This is a genomic window from Robertmurraya beringensis (assembly GCF_042433785.1).
In the GTDB taxonomy this organism is placed as follows: domain Bacteria; phylum Bacillota; class Bacilli; order Bacillales; family Cytobacillaceae; genus Robertmurraya_A; species Robertmurraya_A beringensis.
Genome location: NZ_JBHLUU010000015.1, coordinates 385,399 through 407,850, shown reverse-complemented (window position 1 = coordinate 407,850; position 22,452 = coordinate 385,399). Strand labels below are relative to the sequence as shown.

At 39.5% G+C, this 22,452-nt stretch carries 20 protein-coding genes; 2 read left to right on the top strand and 18 right to left on the bottom strand.

Features of this window, described 5'->3' with window-relative positions:
* Window positions 1-104: 104 nt before the first annotated feature.
* Window positions 105-533 carry a methylmalonyl-CoA epimerase gene (gene mce, locus ACFFHF_RS04365; RefSeq protein WP_377057651.1) on the bottom strand — a complete coding sequence of 143 codons (429 nt, stop codon included), beginning with the start codon at window positions 531-533 and terminating at the stop codon, window positions 105-107.
* A gap of 135 nt (window positions 534-668) precedes the next feature.
* Between mce and prli42 the strand changes: the two genes are divergently transcribed.
* Window positions 669-764: a stressosome-associated protein Prli42 gene (gene prli42, locus ACFFHF_RS04360; protein WP_160546530.1), complete on the top strand. Its 96-nt coding sequence runs from the start codon at window positions 669-671 to the stop codon at window positions 762-764.
* Window positions 765-803: 39 nt separating this feature from the next.
* Here prli42 and ACFFHF_RS04355 read toward each other — a convergent pair whose 3' ends face one another.
* The 14 genes from ACFFHF_RS04355 to ACFFHF_RS04290 form a co-directional block, all read right to left on the bottom strand.
* Window positions 804-1,319: a L,D-transpeptidase gene (locus ACFFHF_RS04355; RefSeq protein ID WP_377057650.1), complete on the bottom strand. Its 516-nt coding sequence runs from the start codon at window positions 1,317-1,319 to the stop codon at window positions 804-806.
* A 16-nt stretch (window positions 1,320-1,335) separates the two neighbouring features.
* Complete coding sequence (locus ACFFHF_RS04350) at window positions 1,336-2,340, bottom strand: aromatic acid exporter family protein (protein ID WP_340904563.1); 1,005 nt, start codon at window positions 2,338-2,340, stop codon at window positions 1,336-1,338.
* A 115-nt stretch (window positions 2,341-2,455) separates the two neighbouring features.
* A complete protein-coding gene (locus ACFFHF_RS04345) occupies window positions 2,456-2,893 on the bottom strand; it encodes a BrxA/BrxB family bacilliredoxin (RefSeq protein ID WP_340904565.1) in 438 nt (145 codons plus the stop codon).
* A 168-nt stretch (window positions 2,894-3,061) separates the two neighbouring features.
* On the bottom strand, window positions 3,062-4,108 hold the full coding sequence (gene meaB / locus ACFFHF_RS04340; RefSeq protein WP_377057649.1) for a methylmalonyl Co-A mutase-associated GTPase MeaB: 1,047 nt from the start codon (window positions 4,106-4,108) through the stop codon (window positions 3,062-3,064).
* Window positions 4,108-6,288 carry a methylmalonyl-CoA mutase gene (gene scpA, locus ACFFHF_RS04335; protein ID WP_377057648.1) on the bottom strand — a complete coding sequence of 727 codons (2,181 nt, stop codon included), beginning with the start codon at window positions 6,286-6,288 and terminating at the stop codon, window positions 4,108-4,110. The genes meaB and scpA overlap by 1 nt, the downstream gene beginning before the upstream one ends.
* Entirely contained in the window at window positions 6,281-8,119 is a 1,839-nt protein-coding gene (locus ACFFHF_RS04330; RefSeq protein ID WP_377057646.1) for a methylmalonyl-CoA mutase family protein, read from the bottom strand. The genes scpA and ACFFHF_RS04330 overlap by 8 nt, the downstream gene beginning before the upstream one ends.
* 152 nt (window positions 8,120-8,271) lie before the next feature.
* A complete protein-coding gene (locus tag ACFFHF_RS04325) occupies window positions 8,272-9,534 on the bottom strand; it encodes a dihydrolipoamide acetyltransferase family protein (RefSeq protein ID WP_377057645.1) in 1,263 nt (420 codons plus the stop codon).
* Window positions 9,535-9,566: 32 nt separating this feature from the next.
* Window positions 9,567-10,550 carry an alpha-ketoacid dehydrogenase subunit beta gene (locus ACFFHF_RS04320; protein WP_160546537.1) on the bottom strand — a complete coding sequence of 328 codons (984 nt, stop codon included), beginning with the start codon at window positions 10,548-10,550 and terminating at the stop codon, window positions 9,567-9,569.
* A 14-nt stretch (window positions 10,551-10,564) separates the two neighbouring features.
* On the bottom strand, window positions 10,565-11,560 hold the full coding sequence (locus ACFFHF_RS04315) for a thiamine pyrophosphate-dependent dehydrogenase E1 component subunit alpha (protein WP_340904570.1): 996 nt from the start codon (window positions 11,558-11,560) through the stop codon (window positions 10,565-10,567).
* A gap of 71 nt (window positions 11,561-11,631) precedes the next feature.
* Window positions 11,632-13,053, bottom strand: coding sequence for a dihydrolipoyl dehydrogenase (lpdA, locus tag ACFFHF_RS04310; protein WP_160546539.1), 1,422 nt, complete (start codon window positions 13,051-13,053; stop codon window positions 11,632-11,634).
* Window positions 13,054-13,069: 16 nt separating this feature from the next.
* Window positions 13,070-14,194 carry a butyrate kinase gene (buk, locus tag ACFFHF_RS04305; protein WP_340904572.1) on the bottom strand — a complete coding sequence of 375 codons (1,125 nt, stop codon included), beginning with the start codon at window positions 14,192-14,194 and terminating at the stop codon, window positions 13,070-13,072.
* Window positions 14,195-14,262: 68 nt separating this feature from the next.
* Window positions 14,263-15,357, bottom strand: coding sequence for a branched-chain amino acid dehydrogenase (gene bcd / locus ACFFHF_RS04300; protein ID WP_160546541.1), 1,095 nt, complete (start codon window positions 15,355-15,357; stop codon window positions 14,263-14,265).
* 32 nt (window positions 15,358-15,389) lie between these two features.
* Window positions 15,390-16,295, bottom strand: a complete 906-nt coding sequence (gene yqiS, locus ACFFHF_RS04295; protein WP_160546542.1) for a phosphate butyryltransferase — start codon at window positions 16,293-16,295, stop codon at window positions 15,390-15,392.
* A 136-nt stretch (window positions 16,296-16,431) separates the two neighbouring features.
* On the bottom strand, window positions 16,432-18,492 hold the full coding sequence (locus ACFFHF_RS04290) for a sigma 54-interacting transcriptional regulator (RefSeq protein WP_377057644.1): 2,061 nt from the start codon (window positions 18,490-18,492) through the stop codon (window positions 16,432-16,434).
* Between the two features lie 135 nt (window positions 18,493-18,627).
* Between ACFFHF_RS04290 and ACFFHF_RS04285 the strand changes: the two genes are divergently transcribed.
* On the top strand, window positions 18,628-18,879 hold the full coding sequence (locus ACFFHF_RS04285) for a DUF2627 domain-containing protein (protein ID WP_119710658.1): 252 nt from the start codon (window positions 18,628-18,630) through the stop codon (window positions 18,877-18,879).
* Between the two features lie 8 nt (window positions 18,880-18,887).
* Here ACFFHF_RS04285 and ACFFHF_RS04280 read toward each other — a convergent pair whose 3' ends face one another.
* The 3 genes from ACFFHF_RS04280 to spo0A all read right to left on the bottom strand — a co-directional run bounded on the left by ACFFHF_RS04280 (window position 18,888) and on the right by spo0A (window position 22,338).
* Entirely contained in the window at window positions 18,888-19,628 is a 741-nt protein-coding gene (locus tag ACFFHF_RS04280) for a glycerophosphodiester phosphodiesterase family protein (RefSeq protein ID WP_160546544.1), read from the bottom strand.
* A 16-nt stretch (window positions 19,629-19,644) separates the two neighbouring features.
* Window positions 19,645-21,219 carry a flagellar assembly protein A gene (locus ACFFHF_RS04275; protein ID WP_160546545.1) on the bottom strand — a complete coding sequence of 525 codons (1,575 nt, stop codon included), beginning with the start codon at window positions 21,217-21,219 and terminating at the stop codon, window positions 19,645-19,647.
* A gap of 315 nt (window positions 21,220-21,534) precedes the next feature.
* Window positions 21,535-22,338 (bottom strand): sporulation transcription factor Spo0A, encoded by an 804-nt coding sequence (gene spo0A / locus ACFFHF_RS04270; protein WP_377057643.1) that lies wholly within the window; start codon window positions 22,336-22,338, stop codon window positions 21,535-21,537.
* Window positions 22,339-22,452: the final 114 nt, after the last annotated feature.

The window sequence follows — 22,452 nt, the reverse complement described above, 5'->3', positions numbered from 1 at the left end:
TCGCCCTTGATACTTTTATCGCAACCTTTTTCGACTGTTTGTCAAGAGCGATTGCGGGGCCTCACGTCCCCCCAATGGAAGTGATCTAATACTTTACATAGTTTTCATAGAACTTTTGACACTACCTCTCTTTGACACATTTCGAAAAGCACATGATGAGTAGATCTTGGATGCATAAAGGCCACTCTTGCATGATGTGCTCCTTCTTTTGGATTATCATGAATCATTTGTACTCCCTTGTCTTTTAACTCCTGTATCCTAGATTCAATGGAATTTACCCCTAGAGCAATGTGATGGATTCCTTCTCCGCGCTTTTCGACAAACTTATAGATAGCGCTTTCAAAATTTGTCGATTCTAATAGCTCTAACATGACGTTCCCTGTATCTATAAAGGCTACTTTTACTTGTTCTGATGGGACTTCTTCAATACCGACGAGCTTTAATCCAAGAGTCTCTGTATAAAAAGGCAAGCATGCATCAATGGATTTTACTGCGATCCCAATGTGATCGACATTATTTATCACTTTTTCCATCTCCCTCAGAAGTAATATAATTATAAATATTCGCTTTTTGGACAAAAAATCCCTTCCAAAACCTGAGCGGTTGTTCAATTTATCTTTTCCTAGTAAAATAAACGTAGAAAAGTTTCTGCCTGGGAGGAGATCGAAATGGGAAATAAGAAAACACAAAAGTTAGTTGTTTATTTAATGCTATTTGCTATGTTAGCTTCTACGATACTAGCAGGAGTCGTTGCATTTTTATAAAAGCAAAAAGTCACTTAAGGGTTTGCCCTAAGTGACTTTTTATTTTGAAATCGCACCGTATTCTTTTGCTATTTCTGCATAGTTTTCATTTGTAGTTGTGATTAATACCTTTGTGCCTATGGGAATGAAATCAAAGAGAGATTCGATGGCCTCATTTTGAAGTCTCACACATCCCTGCGAAACATACTTACCAATGGAGCTAGGTGTGTTGGTTCCATGAAGACCATAGATTCTTCCATCAGTTTCATTTGCATCAAAACCGATCCATCTAGTACCTAAAGGATTTTCCGGATCTCCACCATTAATATTGTTTTTTCGATAATATGGATTTTTTGCCTTAACCGTTATCGTGAATAATCCTTCTGGAGTTAACTCCTCTGTCTTGCCTGTTGCAGCTTTTACCACTGTCTGAACCCGATTCTCATTAATTAAAGCTACTTCATTTGTAGCTTTATTAACAATTAAAAAAGGACCCCCCGGAAGTGGATTTTCTCCTAATGGCCAAATCGGACTTGAAGTAAATGCTATAAATAAAGCTAGAAGAAAGGATACCATATGTTCACCTTCCGTATTATTTCTCTTTAGTAGTTTGTAGCATCTTCTTCCTTTTATTCACTTTTGGTTTTTTCATACCGACAAAGTCCTTTTTAATGGTTAAATATTGCTCCATTTCCTTTGTAAAATGCAAAAGAGCCGCCCTTGTCTCAAATTCCTCACGGGTTCTAGGAAGCTCCATTTTTTGAAATTCCACTCTCATTCTCTCTAACTTTTCAATATAAATATCCGCTGTGTTCCCCGGGTGGATATTTTTTGAGAGATCTTCAATGAATTCCGCAATCATCTCTCCCTGTTCAACGGTAAGGGAAATGGAACTTACAAGAGGCAGAACTCTTTCAATAATTTCAAATTGCTTCTCTCTCATTTTAAAATAATGATAATATAAGTTCTCATTACGAAGGAAATGGTTTTCAACATCACGAAAAGCTAGAGTTTTTGCCTCATCAATAAGCGTCGCTGTTTCTGGGATTTCATGACCATCCCAATCGGTTTTATTATTCTTTAAATATAAGATAATTTCATCAAAGATGGCTTTAAATTTTTCCTCTATTTCCATTTGGTAATCAATCAGCTTATTTTCTAAACTTGGCATATATAAGTTCATAATTAAGGCCACACCAATTCCAATAATAATTAAGCCCAGTTCATTCAATAATAAACCCTTTGTAATATGTCCCGCTGAATACAAATGGAGAATAATAACTGTGCTCGACACAATCCCATCGCTTGCTCCAACCATTACCGCTGTTGGAATGAATAATAATAATAAAAGTCCGATCATGACGGGATGAAAAGCAATTCCTTCAAAAATAACAATTGAAAAAACCATTGCCACTATGCAAGCTAAAAACCGTTCCCAGGACGCACGTACACTTTTCTTCTTTGTTACTTGAATGCAAAGGATGGTCAGGATACCCGCAGATGTAAAACTTGAAAGTCCAAAAGCCTGAGCAATCATAATAGAAGCTGCTGCTCCTAATGCGGTTTTTAAAGTTCGGTAACCAATTTTAAATTCCATTTTGTCTTTTACTCCTATATGTTAATTTCCCATTAGTTACCTTACCCTTGATGACGCTTTCAATTCAACTGTTAACCGATGAAGATCCAAAAAGAAAAACCTCAGAGACCTGAGGTTACACTTCTTCACAATATTTATCGAATGCTTCTTGTAACTTTTGTACAACTGCCATTGGTTCATGCCCTTCAATTTCATGGCGTTCAACCATGGTTAAAATTTTCCCATCCTTTAATAAAGCAAAAGAAGGAGAAGATGGTGGATAATCAGTAAAATAAGAGCGTGCTGTTGCTGTCGCTTCTTTATCTTGACCAGCAAAAACAGTTACTAATTGATCAGGCTTTTTATCGTAGTGAACAGAATACATAGCAGCTGGACGAGCAATTCCACCTGCACAGCCACAAACTGAGTTGACCATTACAAGTGTAGTACCTGACTTGGAAAGGGCAGCATCCACATCATCTGACGTCTTTAATTCTGTATATCCAGCAGCAACAATTTCTTGTCGCGCTTGTCGAACTACATCATTCATAAATAAATTAAAATCCATATTCACGAAAAGTTCCCTCCATTATTTCATTATTATATATTCAATATACCAATATGAGATACAAATATACAAACAGAAAGGTTTAAGGTAGTGAAAAAAGGGTATGATATAAGCACAGCTAGATCATACCCCTACTCCTTAGTTGAAGGTCACCGTATGTGTGACCTTCCTTTTTTATTTTTTTTCATAAAAATTTTTGAAGAGAAGGTCTACTGCAGAAGTAACCGGCTGATCACCCTCAACAACAGCTTTTTCTAGCTGAGGAAGTAATTCTTTTATTTTTTCATGAGCATAAAACTGTAACTGAAGTTGATCTGTGATTAAGGCGTGCATCCAATCCTTTGTTTGTTTTCTTCTTCGCTCTTCAAACACTCCTGTTTGTGTCGTTTCATGGATAAATCGTTCCATCGTCTTCCAAATTTCTTCGATTCCTTTATTATATAAACTTGAGCAAACATAGGCTCTCGTTTCCCACCCTGTAGTAGAGGGTTGTAGAAAATGCAGAATTCGATTATATTCATCCTTCGTTTTTCGTGCAAAAGCTTCATTATCACCATCCGCTTTATTTACGACAATGGCGTCGGCAAGCTCCATGATACCCTTTTTCATCCCTTGTAGCTCGTCACCAGCACCTGTTAGCACTAGGAGCATAAAGAAGTCTACCATGTCTCTTACCATCACTTCGCTTTGTCCCACCCCAACGGTCTCAACAATAATCACTTCGTAACCTGCGGCTTCACAAAGAGCAATAGACTCCTTTGTTTTTCGGTGTACGCCACCTAGCTTTCCTCCCGTAGGGGACGGCCGAATAAAGGCCATCTTTGACCTAGATAGATGTTCCATTCTCGTTTTGTCCCCTAAAATACTTCCTCCACTCCGCTTAGAGCTCGGATCAACAGCTAGAACAGCTACCTTAATGCCTTGCTCACATAAGTACATCCCAAATGAGTCAATAAAGGTACTTTTTCCCGCTCCTGGCACACCTGTAATGCCAATTCGAACCGAGTTACCTGAGAAGGGAAGAATTTGTTGAAGGAGATCCTGCGCCTTTTTAAAATGGTGGTCAGCATTGCTTTCGATTAAAGTGATCGCTTGAGCAAGCATCGAACGATTTCCATTCCTAAGTCCTGAACAAAGCTCCTCGACCGTTGGAGCATTATTCACTATTTTGTGAAACCGTTTTGCAGAAGAAAAGCTATTCTCTAAATGATTATCATTCATTACTTCTCCACTTCCTCATAGCCTAATCGCTCGTAGATCGCTCTTACCACCTTTTGAGCAGCTACTGGAATGACGGTCCCTGGTCCAAAAATTGCGGCAGCCCCTTGGCGATATAAATAATCATAATCTTGCGCAGGGATTACGCCACCGATTACTACTAAAATATCATTTCGACCTAAGTCCTTTAATTCTTTCATTAATTTTGGAAGCAGTGTTTTATGACCGGCAGCAAGTGAGCTTATGCCAATCACGTGAACATCATTTTCAATCGCTTGTAAAGCGGTCTCCTTTGGTGTTTGGAATAACGGTCCAATATCCACATCAAATCCTAAATCAGCAAAAGCTGTTGATATCACTTTTGCTCCCCTATCGTGACCGTCCTGTCCCATCTTGGCTATAAGGATTCTTGGCCGGCGTCCTTCGTTTTGTAGAAACTCCTCTGTCATGAGCTGAACTTCTTTCATTTCTTCTTCATTCGAGTACGCAGAGCTATATACTCCACTAATTGAGCGGATAATGGCTTTGTGTCTTCCAGCAACAACTTCCACCGCATCAGATATTTCCCCGATTGTTGCACGAGCTCTAGCTGCGCTAACCGCAAGTTCAAGGAGGTTTCCTTCGCCTGTCTGTGCTCCTTTTGTTAATGCTTCTAACGTTCGTTTTACTTCTTTCTCGTCTCTATTTGCTTTTACGTATGCCAGTTTTTCAATTTGTTTTAATCTTACTGCTGTATTATCTATGTCTAAAATCTCAATATTTTCTTCTTTATCAACTCGGTATCGATTGACACCGATGATCGTTTCCTCACCTGAGTCAATTTTGGCTTGGCGCTTAGCTGCCGCTTCTTCAATCTTCATTTTTGGCAAGCCCGTTTCAATTGCTTTTGCCATTCCACCTAGCTCTTCAATCTCTTCGATATGCTCCCACGCACGTTTAATCAACTCATCTGTCAGAGCCTCCACATAATACGATCCACCCCAAGGGTCAATCACATTCGTGATACCAGTCTCTTCCTGAAGAAACAACTGTGTATTGCGAGCAATTCTAGCAGAAAAATCGGTTGGAAGTGCAATGGCCTCATCTAAAGCATTGGTGTGAAGTGATTGAGTATGTCCCATTGCTGCCGCATGAGCTTCTATAAGGGTGCGCGTCACATTATTAAACGGATCCTGTTCCGTTAAGCTCCACCCAGATGTTTGGGAATGGGTACGCAAGACAAGAGATTTTTCACTTTGAGGAGAAAACGTCTTCATCATCTTTGCCCAAATATAACGTCCCGCCCTCATTTTAGCTACTTCCATAAAATAATTCATACCAATCGCCCAAAAAAATGATAATCTCGGAGCAAAGGAATCGATATCAATCCCCGCTTTTAGACCTGTTCGAACATATTCGAGTCCGTCAGCTAGTGTATAAGCAAGCTCGATATCAGCTGGTGCTCCTGCCTCTTGCATATGATATCCTGAAATACTAATGCTATTGAATTTTGGCATATGCTTAGAAGTATACGAAAAAATATCAGAGATAATTTTCATCGACATTTCTGGTGGATAAATATATGTATTACGAACCATATATTCTTTTAAAATATCATTTTGTATCGTCCCAGATAACTGTTCCTTACTTACCCCTTGCTCTTCAGCCGTTACAATGTAAAAGGCCATGATCGGCAAAACCGCTCCATTCATCGTCATCGAGACTGACATCTGGTCTAGAGGAATGCCATCAAACAAAGTTTTCATATCAAGGATTGAATCAATAGCCACCCCGGCTTTACCTACGTCACCTTCGACGCTTGGATGATCAGAGTCATAGCCTCGATGAGTGGCTAAATCAAATGCTACAGACAAACCTTTTTGTCCCATTGCTAAATTCCTGCGATAAAATGCATTACTTTCCTCTGCGGTCGAAAAGCCTGCATACTGTCTTACCGTCCAAGGTCTGTTTACATACATCGTTGGATAGGGTCCCCTTGTAAAGGGGGGCAAACCAGGTAAATCTCCAAGATGGGCTAAATGATCGCGGTCCTCTCTTGTATAAAGAGACTTTATCCTGATTTGTTCATTTGTTTCGTAAAATAAATCGTCTATGGAAGCAGTTATTTCTTCTTTTTCTCGTCTACTTTTTTCTTCCTTATAAGACGATATCTTTATTTGACGAAAATTGGGTTTGTTAAGCATGTGTAGTTTCCTCCATTTCAGTCAAGAGACTCAATAGAGAATCATAGCAGTTACTTTTACGATGAAAAAAGCCCCTTACACCTGTTTGAAGCCACACATCCTTATGTTCAGGAAGACCACCCAAATATAATCTTTTTTCTGGATAAATCGCCTGAAATTCTTTCACGATGGATAGCCCCCATTCTTCAAACTCTCCATATGCTCCACACAAACAGTACGTTGAATAGTTGCTGCTATCAATATATTTCTGAATTTGTTTCCAACTGTCCGTTTCCTCACTTTTTTCCGTAACAATTCCACCTGGTGCGAGAAAGCCTGCAACAAAATCTGCTTGTGGTTTAAACTGTTTGACTCCACCGATACAGATTACCCCTACGACTGGTTTCTGTTCTAGTTTTTCAGAAACCCTTCTAAGGTTTTCATAGGGTTCTGAAAGTCTAGATTGCTTTAGTTCAGGTATCTTTATTGCTACATCTTCAGGTGTAACTTTTTGCTGGACGCTTAATTTTAATGGTTGATCTTGCAAATTTGCGTATATATTGGTACCGATAATCGATTGTTGTCTTGTGAAACTATCATTCTTTCTATTTTCCAATACTTTAGAGAGTTGAGATTGAATCTCTCCATCAACAAGGGAAGATAGCATTCCACCAGAATCATCAATTTGTATAAACAACTCCCATGCCTTATTGGCAATCTCGTCAGTTAGTTCTTCTATATACCAGGAACCACCAGATGGATCGTGAGTTTTACAAATAAGCGCTTCTTCTTTTAGAATAAGTTGCGTATTTCGAGCCATTCGCTCTGAGAATTCTGCTCCGTTCCCTTCGAGCTCATTATATGGACTAACATGCAAATATTGAACCCCTCCGATAACTGCAGCAAACGCTTCATTACTAGAACGAAGAAGATTCACATATGGGTCATACACTGTTTTGGTAAAGGTAGACGTTCGTGCTGATATGACCATTTTTTGATTTTCTTTACTTCCTCCGTATGCTTTTACGATTTCACCCCAAAGCATGCGAGCTGCTCTTAACTTAGCAATTTCCATAAAGAAATTAGCTCCTATTGAGAAGTGAAAAATATATTTAGATAGTATGGTTTCAATCGGTATGTTTCGGTTTGAGAGTTCTTCTAGGTGGAATACAGCAGATGCAAGCGAAATCGCAATCTCTTGAACTGCGTTAGCTCCCCCATTATGATAGGGAGATGTGTCAACAAGAATTGTTTTTAATTCCGGGAATTTTTGTGAGGTGATTTGAATATTTGTTGCTAGTTCATCATACACAGCATTCACTGGCTCTCTTAAATAGCCATCTGAAGCCAATTGGGCTAACGGATCTGTTGCAATAAAGCCTTGTAGATCACTTATCTCTTTGATGCTACAGAGCTCTGAGACGAGTTTGGATTGCTGACTTTTTTTTGCATGCACACAAATCGGGAAACGGTCGGCAAACTCTTCAAGTATAGATTGATATGAGATATCCTCTTGAACAGAGAAAGAAACAGCGGTCTGTCCACCTTTGATTGCAGCTTCTATCTTATCTTTTAGTTCCTTTGCAGTCGACGCTTGAATAGTCTGAGCAATTCTCCATGGTTGTTTCTGATCAATGTACGAATCAATTCCTCTTCGATAATCTGGGACACCTGGAAATTGAGAACCATGTTGTTCTTTCTTAAAATAAAGCGGTTTCAATTTTATCTGTTCGTATGTACGATTTATTAATTGTTCTACCTTTTTTCCTTTCAGTGACTGTTCACTTTTTTCGATCCAGTCTTTTTCTTGCCAAAGTGGGAATGACGCATGTTTCATATCTCTTATTTGCATTGTATGCCGTGCAAAATCTGCTACGGCTTCCCTCCCTCCGAAAGATAAATTGAGGTAAAATTCAAAATTATTGATCTTACCCTTATTGTAGTACACATGGGAATAATTGCAAAGAAGAAAAACCGCTGTCTAATTGACAACGGCCTTTTGTCTTAGTAGATTGATGTATTTTCTTTTGTGGTAGCCTCAAGGATATCTTTCACCCGTTTTAAGAATCTTCCGCACACAAGACCATCAAGAACGCGGTGATCAAGCGATAGACAAAGATTAACCATGTCTCTTACAGCAATCATTCCGCCATTCATTACCACCGGACGTTTAACAATGGACTCTACCTGTAGAATGGCTGCCTGAGGGTAATTAATAATTCCCATAGATTGTACAGATCCGAACGAACCAGTGTTGTTAACAGTGAATGTTCCACCTTGCATATCAGTACTTGTTAATTTTCCAGCTCTTACTTTAGAAGCTAATTCCGTTATTTCTCTCGCAATCCCTTTAATGGTCTTTTCATCCGCGTGTTTAATAACTGGAACATATAAAGCATCCTCCGTTGCAACTGCGATGGAAATATTAATATCCTTCTTCTGAATAATTTTATCTCCTGCCCACATAGAGTTCATTTGTGGAAATTCCTTTAAAGCTTGAGCAACTGCTTTTACAAAGAACGCAAAGAACGTTAAGTTAAATCCTTCTTTTGCCTTAAACTCCGATTTGATGGAGTTTCTGTATGCAACTAAATTTGTCACATCGACTTCAACCATTGTCCAGGCATGTGGTGCCTCATGCTTGGAGCGTAACATATTGGCCGCTATCGCTTTTCTAACACCTGTGACTGGAATTTCTATATCTCCGGCTGTTACAGGAACATCCATTGGAGCAGGCGGTGCTTTTTCTACCGCTTTTGGTGCTGGAGCTGTTGGAACAGTTACAGCTTTTTCTTGAGGTGTTGGAATGGCTCCGGATTCTATAATCGCTTGAAGATCTTTACGCGTAATTCTGCCACCCGCTCCAGAACCTGACACCTGAGTTAAGTCAATTCCATGCTCCGCAGAAAGCTTTAAGACTGCAGGTGAATAGCGTGCTTTATTTGGCGCATCACTTACTTCAGTCTTAAGAACTTCCATATTAGATGGCTTAGAATCAACCGATTCCTCTTGTTTACGATTGTCGCCCTCGACTTCGATTGTACAAATGATGGCGCCGACCTCTAATGTGTCTCCTTCATTGGCGATGAGTTCAACAATTTTCCCAGAGAAGGATGAAGGTACTTCTGCATTTACTTTATCCGTCATTACCTCTGCTAGAGGATCGTATTTGTTTACCGTGTCTCCAACTGAAACGAGCCATTTGCTAATCGTTCCTTCTGTAACACTCTCCCCAAGCTGAGGCATTTTGATTTGTTCAATAGCCAATTCGTTACCTCCTTGTTAACCTTTAATCCCTATTAAAATTCAGCAAGCTCACGCATTGCTTTTTCGACCTTATCTGGATTTACCATAAAGTATTTTTCCATCGTTGGTGCGTATGGCATAGCTGGTACGTCAGGGCCCGCTAAGCGCTTTATCGGTGCATCCAAATCAAACAAGCAGTTCTCTGCGATGATCGCTGCTACTTCGCTCATAATGCTGCCTTCCTTGTTATCCTCCGTTACTAATAGGACTTTTCCTGTTTTAGAAGCCGCTTCAATAATTGCCTCTTTATCCAAAGGATACACGGTACGTAGGTCAAGAATATGGGCTGAAATCCCGTCACTGGCCAATTTTTCTGCGGCTTGTAGAGCAAAGTGAACACATAAACCATATGTGATGACGGTAATATCTTCTCCTTCTCGTTTTACATCTGCTTTACCTATTGGAAGAACATAATCATCAGCCGGAACCTCCCCTTTGATTAAGCGGTAGGCACGCTTATGCTCAAAAAACAGTACAGGATCATCATCACGAATTGCAGCCTTTAACAGACCTTTTACATCGTAAGGAGTCGAAGGCATCACAATTTTCAGACCTGGCTGATTGGCAAATACCGCCTCAACGGATTGAGAGTGGTACAGTGCACCGTGAACGCCTCCACCATACGGAGCACGCACTACAATAGGGCAATTCCAATCATTGTTAGAACGGTAACGGATTCTTGCTGCTTCGGAAATAATTTGGTTCACTGCGGGCATAATAAAATCAGCAAACTGCATTTCGGCAATAGGTCTCATGCCATACATTGCGGCACCAATTCCGACTCCTGCAATGGCTGATTCTGCTAGTGGAGTGTCAATTACTCGCGCCTCACCAAATTGATCATATAAACCTTGTGTTGCTTTAAACACACCGCCCTTTTTGCCAACGTCTTCTCCTAAGACAAATACTTTCGGATCGCGTTCCATTTCCTCACGAATCGCCATAGTTACCGCATCAATATACGAGATTACAGGCATTAATTTCTTCCCCCTTACTTCTCAGCGTACACATGCTTTAATGCACTTTCAGCAGCTGCATATGGTGCATTTTCTGCATAGTCTGTTGCTTCATTTACTTGTTTCATTATTCGATCATTAATTTCCTTTGCTAAATCATCATTTAAGAGTCCAACTTCTGTTAGATAAGAAGCAAATGTTAGAATTGGATCCTTCGCCTTTGCTTCTGCTACCTCTTCCTGGCCACGGTAGCTTCGGTCATCATCATCAGAGGAGTGAGGAGTTAATCGGTATGAAACGGTTTCTACCAATGTTGGACCTTCTCCGCGACGACCACGATCCGCAGCTTCTTTCACTGCCTTGTATACTTCAAGAGGATCGTTTCCATCAACCGTTACCCCCGGCATTCCATAACCAATGGCTCGATCGGAAACATTCTCACATGCCAGTTGTTTTTCAATTGGAACAGAAATCGCATACTTGTTGTTTTCGCACATAAAGATGACTGGAAGCTTATGAACTCCAGCAAAGTTTGCGCCTTCATGGAAGTCTCCTTGATTTGAAGAACCTTCTCCAAACGTAACGAATGTTACTAAATCTTTGTTTTCCATTTTCCCAGCAAGAGCAATTCCAACGGCATGAGGAACTTGTGTAGTTACTGGGGAAGAACCTGTGACAATCCGATTTTTCTTCTGTCCAAAGTGACCTGGCATTTGACGGCCACCTGAATTTGGATCCTCTTCCTTAGCAAAACCAGACAGCATGAGATCTTTGGCAGTCATACCAAACGTTAAAACTACACCCATATCTCGATAATACGGAAGAACATAATCCTTCTCACGATCTAATGCAAATGCTGCACCAACTTGAGCTGCCTCTTGACCTTGACATGAAATAACAAATGGAATTTTCCCCGCGCGATTTAACAGCCACATCCTCTCATCAATTCGACGAGCAAGCAGCATCATTTCATACATTTCTAAGACAGTTTCATCACTCAAACCTAACGCAAGATGACGATTTTCACCCATTATCATAACCTCCTATTTAACGGTGACAGACACCACTCGTGGACATTTGTATTTATGGAGTGGACACCCTGTCACCCATGTAATGCTTTCCCGTCGACTGCAAGAGCTGCTTCTCCGATTGCTTCAGATAAAGAAGGATGAGGGTGAATCGTATGAGCGATTTCCCACGGAGTTGCATCCAACACTCTAGCCAACCCTGCCTCTGAAATCATATCTGTTACATGCGGTCCGATCATATGGACACCTAAAATATCATCCGTTTTCTTATCAGCAATGATTTTTACAAATCCATCTGATTCACCGTACACCAGTGCTTTTCCGATGGCTCGGAAGGAGAATTTCCCTACTTTTACTTCAAATCCTTTCTCCGTTGCTTCTTCCTCTGTGTATCCTACACTTGCTACCTCAGGATTAGAGTATATACACTTAGAAATGAGACTATAATCTATTGGAGAAGGATTCTCCCGGGCAATATGCTCAACCGCAACAATTCCTTCATGCGAAGCAACATGAGCCAACTGTAGTCCGCCAATGACATCACCAATGGCATAAATATGGGATTCCTTTGTTTGATAATAAGAGTTGGTTTTTATAACCCCTCTTTCTATCTCTATATCCGTATTTTCAAGGCCAATTCCTTCCACATTCGCTTGGCGACCTACAGAAACCAAAATCTTCTCAGCTGAAAATTCCTTAATCGTTCCATTTACATCAGCAGAAATCGAAACAGCATTTTCCTTTTTTAAAGATTCTGGCAACACTTTTGCACTAGTAACCAATTTAATTCCTTTTTTCTTCATTAACCGCTGCATTTCCTTTGAAATTTCACGATCTTCTGTAGGAATGATACGATCGCTATACTCTATTACGGTTACTTCCGTTCCAAAATCTGAAAGCATCGATGCCCACTCAATTCCAATCACACCGCCGCCAACAATAATCATTGAATCCGGAACAGACGTAAGCTGCAATGCTTCATCTGAGGTAAGTACATGTGAACCATCGATTTCAAGACCATCTAACGTACGAGGACGCGAACCAGTAGCAACAATGACATTTTTCGGTATCAGCATCATATTGTCTTCTCCGCTATTCATCTCTACCGAAACTGTACCTGGCATTGGTGAAAAGATAGAAGGACCTAGAATTCTACCCGTACCTTCATATACACTGATCTTCCCTTGTTTCATAAGGTGTTGAACCCCCTTATGGAGACCCTCAACTATTTTATTCTTTCTTTCTTGAACCTTACCGAAATCTAATGAAATATTTGAGGCAATTACACCAAAATCTTGCGCTTTCATAGTCGTTCGATATACCTCTGCACTTCGAAGTAATGCTTTACTAGGAATACACCCTTTATGTAAACAAGTCCCGCCTAACTTTGTTTTCTCAACGATTGCCGTTTTTAAGCCGAGCTGGGACGCACGTATCGCTGCCACATAACCGCCTGTACCTCCACCTAAAATGACTAAATCATACTCTTCTGCCAAACCAAAACCCTCCTCGTTACTTGCTATGAACAGTATCTTTTACTCCATTTGGATACTGTTTCGCCTCTTCTTCTCCTCTTAAAACTCTTAGCGCACCTTCTACAAGAGCCTGCAACTCATTTTCACCAGGTTCAATCATGACGTCTGCTATCCAGTTGACTCGGTCACTGATTTCTTTTACAAAATCTTTCCCGTACGCTAATCCACCTGTAAGGATAATCGCATCCACTTTTCCTGCCAAAACACTACTCGCTGCTCCAATCTCTTTTGCCACTTGATAGGCCATCGCTGAGTATATAAGCTTTGCCTGCTTATCACCCTTACCGATCATCTCTTCTACCTTTATTGCATCATTCGTACCAAGATACCCGACAAGCCCGCCTTGACCGACTAGTTTCTTCATCACTTCCTCACGATAAAAATCTCCTGAATAACATAAGGAAATTAAATCACCTGCTGGTACTGTACCAGCACGCTCCGGACTAAATGGCCCATCACCATGCAATCCATTATTCACATCAATCACTCTACCATTTTTATGAACCCCTACAGTGATTCCTCCACCCATATGAGTCACGATTAGGTTCAGGTCCTCATACCTTTTTCCGAGTGACTTTGACACCCTCCTGGCAACCGCTTTTTGATTAAGTGCATGGAAAATACTTTTTCGTTCGATTAATGGAAAACCAGAAATACGCGCGATAGGATCAAGTTCATCTACAACCACGGGATCGACAATAAATGCTGGGATATTTAAACCCGATGCAATTTCAAAGGCAATAATTCCTCCCAGGTTTGATGCGTGTTGCCCTGAATAACCAGCCTTTAAGTCTAGAAGCATTATATCATTTACTTCATACGTACCACCTTCAATTGGGCGAAGTAATCCACCACGTCCACAAACCGCACTCAGCTTCGATATATTTATGCCTTCTATATCAAGCGTCTCAAGTATCGTCTGTTTTCTGAATTCGTATTGGTCAATGATATTGTCAAACGAATTAATCTGGTCTGATTCATGTCGAATGGTCTTTTCAAAAATTGATATGTCATTATCGAATACTCCGATTTTCGTTGATGTAGAACCAGGATTGATTACAAGAATTCGATTCATTAATTCGTGCAACTTGTTAACCTCCATTGTTCAAGCTTTATACTAGTATGTAAAAGACAAGAGGCTGAAATCATCAGCCTATTCTTGTCAGTGCATTAACGTCGACTTAAAATATGATGTCCATTTTGTAGGAATTGACTTCTAGAATTACGCATTCTTTCGATTCGCTCTTCTGCCATTCGATCAGCCGCTTTATATGTCGGAATTCTATCCCGTTTAGCAATTTCAATAACTTTTTCAATATTTGAGTAGATCGTCTCTACTTTTTTCATAGCTCTCTCATGATTATAGCCGTATAGCTCATCTGCTACGTTAATTACTCCACCTGCATTGATTACGTAATCTGGTGCATAAACAATTCCCATTTCATGAATGATATCACCGTGGCGTGGATCACGTAGCTGATTGTTTGCCGCTCCTGCAATGACTTTCGCTTTAATTTGCGGAATCGTGTGATCATTGATGACTGCCCCAAGAGCACATGGTGCATAAATATCACAATCCACACTATAAATTTCATTCGGCTCTACCGCTCTGGCACCAAATTCTTCAACAGCCCTTTGTACGGCTTCTTTATTAATATCCGTTACAATTAATTGTGCACCTTCTTCATGAAGATGACGGCACAAGCTATATGCTACATTTCCTACACCTTGTACGGCAACCACTTTTCCTTCAAGTGAATCTGTGCCGAATGCTTCCTTTGCAGCAGCTTTCATCCCACGATATACACCATATGCTGTAACTGGTGATGGATTCCCAGAAGAACCAAATGCCGGTGAGATACCCGTGACATAATCCGTTTCTTCATGAATTATGTCCATATCAGCTACTGTTGTTCCTACATCTTCCGCTGTGATGTAGCGCCCATTTAATCCTTGAATGTAACGACCGAATGCACGGAACATTTCCTCATTTTTATCTTTACGCGGATCACCAATTATAACTGTTTTTCCACCACCAAGATTTAATCCTGCCGCTGCATTTTTGTACGTCATTCCCTTTGCTAGACGCAAAGCATCTTCAATCGCTGCTTCTTCTGACTCGTATGTCCACATCCGCGTTCCACCTAAGGCTGGACCTAATGTTGTATCATGTATAGCGATAATCGCCTTTAATCCGGATTGTTTATCTTGGCAAAACACCAACTGCTCGTAATCGTAAGTTTCCATATACTTAAAAATTTCCATTTACCTCTTCCTCCTCAACCAACAAGTTTTCTTTATTTACAAACAGAACAAATAGCAAGAGCAAGGGAATACACTTTACTTTCAGCTGAATCTGCTCTGGATGTTAAAACAATTGGTACTTTTGCTCCGGCGATGATCGCACCAACCCTTGCCCCAGCAAAATATACGAGTGATTTATATAGTGTATTTCCTACTTCAATAGTTGGCACTAATAAAATATCAGCTCGTCCAGCCACCTCACTGTTAATCTTTTTCTGCTTAGCTGCTTCGAGAGAAATGGCATTATCAAGACCAAACGGTCCGTCTATGAGGCAATCCTTTATTTGGCCTCTCCGGTTCATTTGAGTTAAGATCGCTGCATCCATTGTTGCTGGCATGGATGGATTTACGACCTCCACTGCAGCAATGACAGCAACACGCGGAGTTTCAATCCCGATTGATTTCGCAAGTTTTACGGAATTATTTATAATTTGAACTTTTGTCTCTAAATCAGGATTTATATTCATAGCTGCATCGGTTACAATCGTAAAACGGTCATAACCAGCAACTTCAAAAACGGAGATATGCGACAGCACATTCCCGGTTCGTAATCCGTAGTCTTTATTAAGTACTGCCTTTAAGATGGTGGCTGTTGGAACATTTCCCTTCATAAGTACATTTGCTTCATTTAATTTAATTGCTTTGACTGCATGTTCAGCAGCAGAAGCACTTGAGTTGGTATGAAAAATCTTTATTTTTTCACTTCTCACTAGCTCCGGGGCCTTTTCTCTCAGTATAGACAAAATTTGCTCTTTATCTCCATATAGAAAGAAATTAGCTATTCTAAGCCTAAGAGCCTCAATGACTGCTTCGATAACTTCTACATCATCTGCTGCAACTACTGCCACAGTCTTTTCTTCATATTGGGTCGCTCTTTCGATTAGCCAATCCAATGTCATGTAAGTTCAACCCCTCTTTTACCCAAGCGTTCGATCACTCCTGTATAACATTATGCAAGAAGCATGCCAAAAAATAAAATATGAAAACGTTTTATTTTGCATGAATTATCCTGCAAATTATTTCATAGCATGAAATTTATTGCATGCCACTTCTGGCAAGATTGTATTTATCAAGCTTATAATACAAATTTCGAACCGATAACCCTAACTTCTTTGCAGCCGCTGTTTTATTTCCTTTTAGCTCCGCTAAGGTTTGAGCGATTATTTTCGCTTCAAACTCTTCAACCAGTTCGGCAAGCGATTCTTCTTTTTCATCCTCAGCTGTCATCTTTGGCAACTGATCTTGCTCCTTAATTAAAGCAGGAACGTGCATAATATCAATTTCTGTTTCATGGTTGGTCATAAAAATGATTGCCCGCCCAAGAATGTTTTCTAATTCCCGCACATTGCCTGGCCAATCGTAACGCATAAGTTGCTTCATTGCGAGCGGGGTGATCCCCTCTACATTCCGTCCATAATCCTGATTGATTTTATGAATGAGCCTTTCACAAAGGAACGGAATATCCTCTTTTCTGAACCTCAAAGCAGGAATATGAATAGGCATTCGATTAAGCCGGTAATATAAGTCTTCCCGAAAAGTACCGTTCGCAATGCCTTTCTCAATATTTACATTCGTAGCAGCAATTACTCGCACATTAATTGGTATAGATTTGGTCCCACCAACCCTTGTAATTTCATTTTCCTGTAGAACTCTTAGTAGCTTCGCTTGTGTATTAGCCGTTAACTCACCGATCTCATCAAGGAAAATACTTCCATTGTTTGCTTCTTCAAATAATCCTCTTTTCCCCCCACGCTTCGCACCTGAAAACGCTCCTTCCTCATAACCAAACAATTCACTTTCTAGTAGACTTTCTGATAACGCCGCACAATTCACACGGATAAATTTGTTATATTTCCGATCACTTCCATTATGAATCGCGTGCGCAAAAAGCTCCTTTCCAGTTCCTGATTCACCGCGAAGCAATACCGTTGCAGGAGTTTTTGCACCAAGTCTTGCTTGTTCAATTGAAAGCTGAATTTCCTCCGAATGTCCAATAATATCATCAAAGGAGTATTTCGCTTCAAGCGTCCGAATAATTTGTCTCGCTCTACTCAACTCTTTATTTAAGCTTTGTATTTCGGACATATCATGTATGACACCGACGCTACCTTTTAACTTCCCATCAACGATTATTGGAGCAACATTAACAATGACATCTTTTTTATTCGGTCCAACTCTCATCGTTACACCTCTTACAGGTCTTCTCGTTTGGAGCACTTTCATATGCATACTTTCACCTTCTGATATATCAGCATTGGCTGGTTGACCAATGACTTGTTCCTCTGTCAATCCCGTTAGCCTAGAATAAGCAGGGTTTATCATAAGCCCCTTTCCATTCTCGTCCACTACAGAAATCGCTTCATCACTTGACTGAATAATCGCTTGAAGCATAATTTTAATCTCATTTAAATTTGTTATTTCAAGCGCTAGGTCCATTAACTCTGTTTTATCTTTAAAGACTGAAAATGCACCAATTAAGTGATTATCTTCATCGATCATAGGTATTCGGGTGGTAATTACATGCATCCCATTTGTTAGCACCAATTCGTGATTCGCTTCAATTTTCCTGGTTTTTAAAATACGCGGCAACTGACTTGAAGGAATAACCTGAAGGATTGGTTTTCCAATCGCCTCTTTCTGACTTATTCCTGTCATTCTCTCTGCGCTGCTATTAAAAAGGGTGACAACTCCATTTTTATCGACTACGATCATCCCATCGTCAGTCGAATTAAAAATAAGGTCATGCTTGTATGCATCATTTTGCACTTTATCAAGCAATTTTTCTTTCTCTTCCATTAACATCGTAACCAGGAAGGCTACACTCCCTGGAATTAGAACCGTATTTTTAGAACGAGCATCTCTTAATTCACGGAAAACCTTATCATCACCAGTTACCTCAATAATAATATCAACGGTTTCAATATATTTACGCCAATCAATATCTGTAATGATCCCTTCCGTTTTCGCATGTTTCATACCTTCCGCCTCTAAATCATGATCAATTACTACTTTGACATCAAGCATAGCTGTTTCTTTTAATATTTTTAATATAGAGGTTCCACCTTTACCGGCCCCTACAATCATGACTGTCTGCAAAAAATCACCTACTCTAAATGTATAATGAAAAATATTGCATGTCTCTATTTTAATGTGAATGATTCACCTTGACAAATCGGGAGAATAATTTATGATGGCAGAGGAGACCACACTTTTGTTTTGAAGGGATTGCCTATGATTAGAATATTTGCGTTACTTATCTTATTAATACCTGGTTTTTTAGCTGCATACGGTATTAAACTAATGCGAGATATGCTGTTCGGGATACTTCTTTCACCCTTTCCATATCTTTGGCTTCAATTTCTGATTGGTCTATTTCTGTTTGTGGCAGGTTTATCTTTCGTGGCAGGATTCATCTTTCATAGAGATCGCAAAAAAAATAAAGTACAAGCTCGTTTTCAGACACAAAAAAAAGACAAAGCGTAATAATATGACTACGCTTTGTCTTTTTTATATTTATCCCGTAGTTTAACCGCTATAGTTGGGTCATCTGTTATAAACGCGGTACAGTTGATTTGAAATAATCTCTCCATTTCCACTTCTTTATTCACAGTATATGGTCTCACAGCAATTCCCGACTCTAAGGAAAGACTGATCACCTCATTAGGCACAGCTGAATAGCGAGGATGAAACCCTTTCGCTCGGATAGAAGCCGCATATATCCAAGGCATATATAAACCTTCTGATAGTAATGGGGCAATCTCAACTTCTGGTGCAAGTCTATAACAATGAACAATGCTGTAATGGTTGAACGAAGAAATGATCGTTCGTTTGGAAAGATCATATTGACGAATTAATTTTATCACTTTTTCTTCCATTCCTTCGTAACGGAACACACCATTTTTTAATTCAACATTGCAGATTAATGTATTTGTCGCTAGCCAAGCAAATACTTCCTCTAATGTAGGAATCGTTTGTTTTTCACTTAAATTTGGAAACAATACACCCGCATCCAATTTTTTTAACTCTTGAAGTGTAAAGTCCTTCACATATCCTTTTCCGCTTGTTGTTCTGTTGAGCTTTTCATCATGAATGACAACTACTTCACCATCCTTTGAAAGCTGAACATCTAGCTCTATTCCATCTGCATTTGCATATTCAGCTTCATGAAATGCGATCATCGTATTTTCAGGAAACTTAGCTGAATAGCCCCGATGTGCAATCACTTCCGTCATAATGCTCGTACCTCCATTATTCAGAGTAAAGTGTATTCCTATCGCAATAAATCGTACCTTTTATTAAAGATTGAACATGCTTTTTCTGATTCTTGATCTGTAATGTCGTTTCTGGGTATGCGGCAACTTGTATACTGACTTGACCTTCTCCCTTTGTCTCAAGAAGCTTCATGACGTTCTTTCTTCTTGCCTCTAAAAAGGAGACTTCAATCATTTCGTCCTCATATATGGACTTTAAACGTTGAAATTGCTTGAATTGGGTTTCATTAAGATGTGATTGTAAGTCTTCAAAAGAATCGAGTTGCTTTTTAAGACCTTCCACATAGAACACTTTTTCTTTATACCTCAACAACAACTCTGAAAGCTCATGTTCTAATTCAAAACGATTAAATCCTTCGACCTGAATAAACGTCTTCCTTTCAAGCCTATTGCCAAATACAGCAGCACTTACCTTCCCCTTCGCCTCAATAGTACCTCCGATAATTTTACCTTTTTCTTCGTTAGCAATTATGTTTCTCCCCTTAATTTTTGCGCCTAACGAATAATAACCAATATGAATATCCTCACCAGCTTTTAAAATACATTCATTGGCATGTTTTAAGAATATATTTTTTGCTGCTTTAATAATGGTTATGTTATTCCCGAATACTCCACCTTTAATAAAAATATCACCGCTTATGGATTCGACTTCTTTCACTCCACTTATTCCAAGCTCTCCTAAAATTGAAATATCCTGAGTAGCTTTGACACTAAAGCCTGCTGAAACAATCCCGTTAATAGTAACACTTCCATCAAATTGAATGTTCCCAGTCCCCGTTCCTACATCTCCATTAATAATGAGATGATTCCCGACAGAAATTTTACCATCTTTGAATTGGACTACTCCATCTACAAGCGCTTTCAGAGTGGTTACATTATCGTTTTCTATCTTCTCAACTGTCTTATGGTCATAAAACAAGGGTTGATCCTTTCCTTTTTTCGGAAGCAAAACCTCTCCAAGTACATTTCTTCCTGGAACACCTTCTGTACTTGACTTCTTTTCACCAAGCCATTCCCCAGCTTTCACCTCATCAATAAAATTCAAATCAAAATAATCCGCTTTTCCGTCTTCACGAATCGTCGGTTTTCGATTTGATAATTGAAAATACCGTACAACTGCATCTGCTCCAGTAAGGGCCGGTTCTCCTTTTGCTATGACAAATTCCTTATTAACAAGTGGTTGCTTTACTTCCGTTTGCAAAATTCCACTTTTAATTCCATGAACTTCTAGTGCTTCCGATATATCAGCCATGAGTTTTTCACGTTCGCCAAGTAGTACCGCTTCTGTTACGCGAAGGCGCATTTTAGCAACCATCTTATCTTCACTAATCGAAATAGAAATAAGAGGCTTCCATTCACCGATATGTATCTTCTCAATTTTTGCCTGTTCTAAACTCGCTTTCAATTCTACAAATTTTGTGATCGCAATTCTTGGATGTTCTCGAACAAGCTGATCCAATTGATTAAGTGGATATCCTTTTTGTAAAACAGTAATAAAGATCGATCCGTTCTCCTCTTCCAGTCGAATATACTCATTGTTTATAAGGTCCATGATTGCTGCCACCCTAATCATAATAGTATTTTAAGTATATATGAAAGATGGTAACTTGAATATACGTGATCAGTCTTCTTCATATAAAAACAAAACTTTGTCCTCACAAGTGATAACTATTGAAGCAATACCATATTATTAAGTAACTATATTACTGTTTCCGAATACAACCAAGTAACACGACGAGGATAAAGATGATCACCATTATTAATTTTCGACAGTACAACAAAACCCAATGACACATTTGTCATTGGGTTTCCACTATTCTTATAATTAATAGTACTGAATGATGGCTTTACTTTCCTTCTAACTCTTTCAAGAAGCCTTATGTTCTAAACGAAGCTTATCCGCAACCATCGCGATAAACTCAGAATTTGTAGGTTTTGCTTTTGACATGCTCACTGTATATCCGAAAAGACTCGAAATGCTGTCGATATTTCCTCTGCTCCAAGCAACCTCAATGGCATGACGGATTGCACGTTCTACTCGGCTAGCCGTTGTATTATATTTCTTAGCAATATCCGGATACAGTACTTTCGTAATAGAGCCAAGCAGTTCAATATCGTTGTAAACCATAGAAATAGCTTCACGTAAATATAAATAGCCCTTTATATGAGCCGGTACACCAATTTCATGGATGATACTAGTAATGCTTGCATCAAGATTTTTCGGTTTTGCTTCCATTTGTTGACGATACATTGGACTTGTTGTTAAAGGAGAGGTTGATCTCATGACAGCGCTTGTTTTTCCACTCACTTGACGAATATGGTTTCCTAAATTTTCTAAATCAAATGGTTTTAAGATAAAGTAAGAAGCTCCAAGTTCTACCGCTTTCTTAGTAACATCCTCTTGGCCGAATGCTGTAAGCATAATAACGTTCGGCATCGGAGACTTTCGAGAATCGCGTAACTTTTCAAGAACTGCTAGCCCATCTAAGTGTGGCATAATAATATCTAAAACAAGAACATCCGGAGTCACTTTTTCTAATAAATCGAGGCATTCTTGACCATTATGAGCTGAACCAACGACTTCCCTATCTTCTTGGGACACTAAATAGTCCTTAAGTAAGCCAACTAGCTCTCTATTATCATCAACTACACATACTTTTATCTTTTTCACTACATGTTTCCTCCTCGAAAGTTTTCTCACCTGAACAATTATCTATATATATAATCTACTAACCAATTCGACAATGCAACAGTAAATCCTTTTCTTTTTTGAAAAAATCTAAAA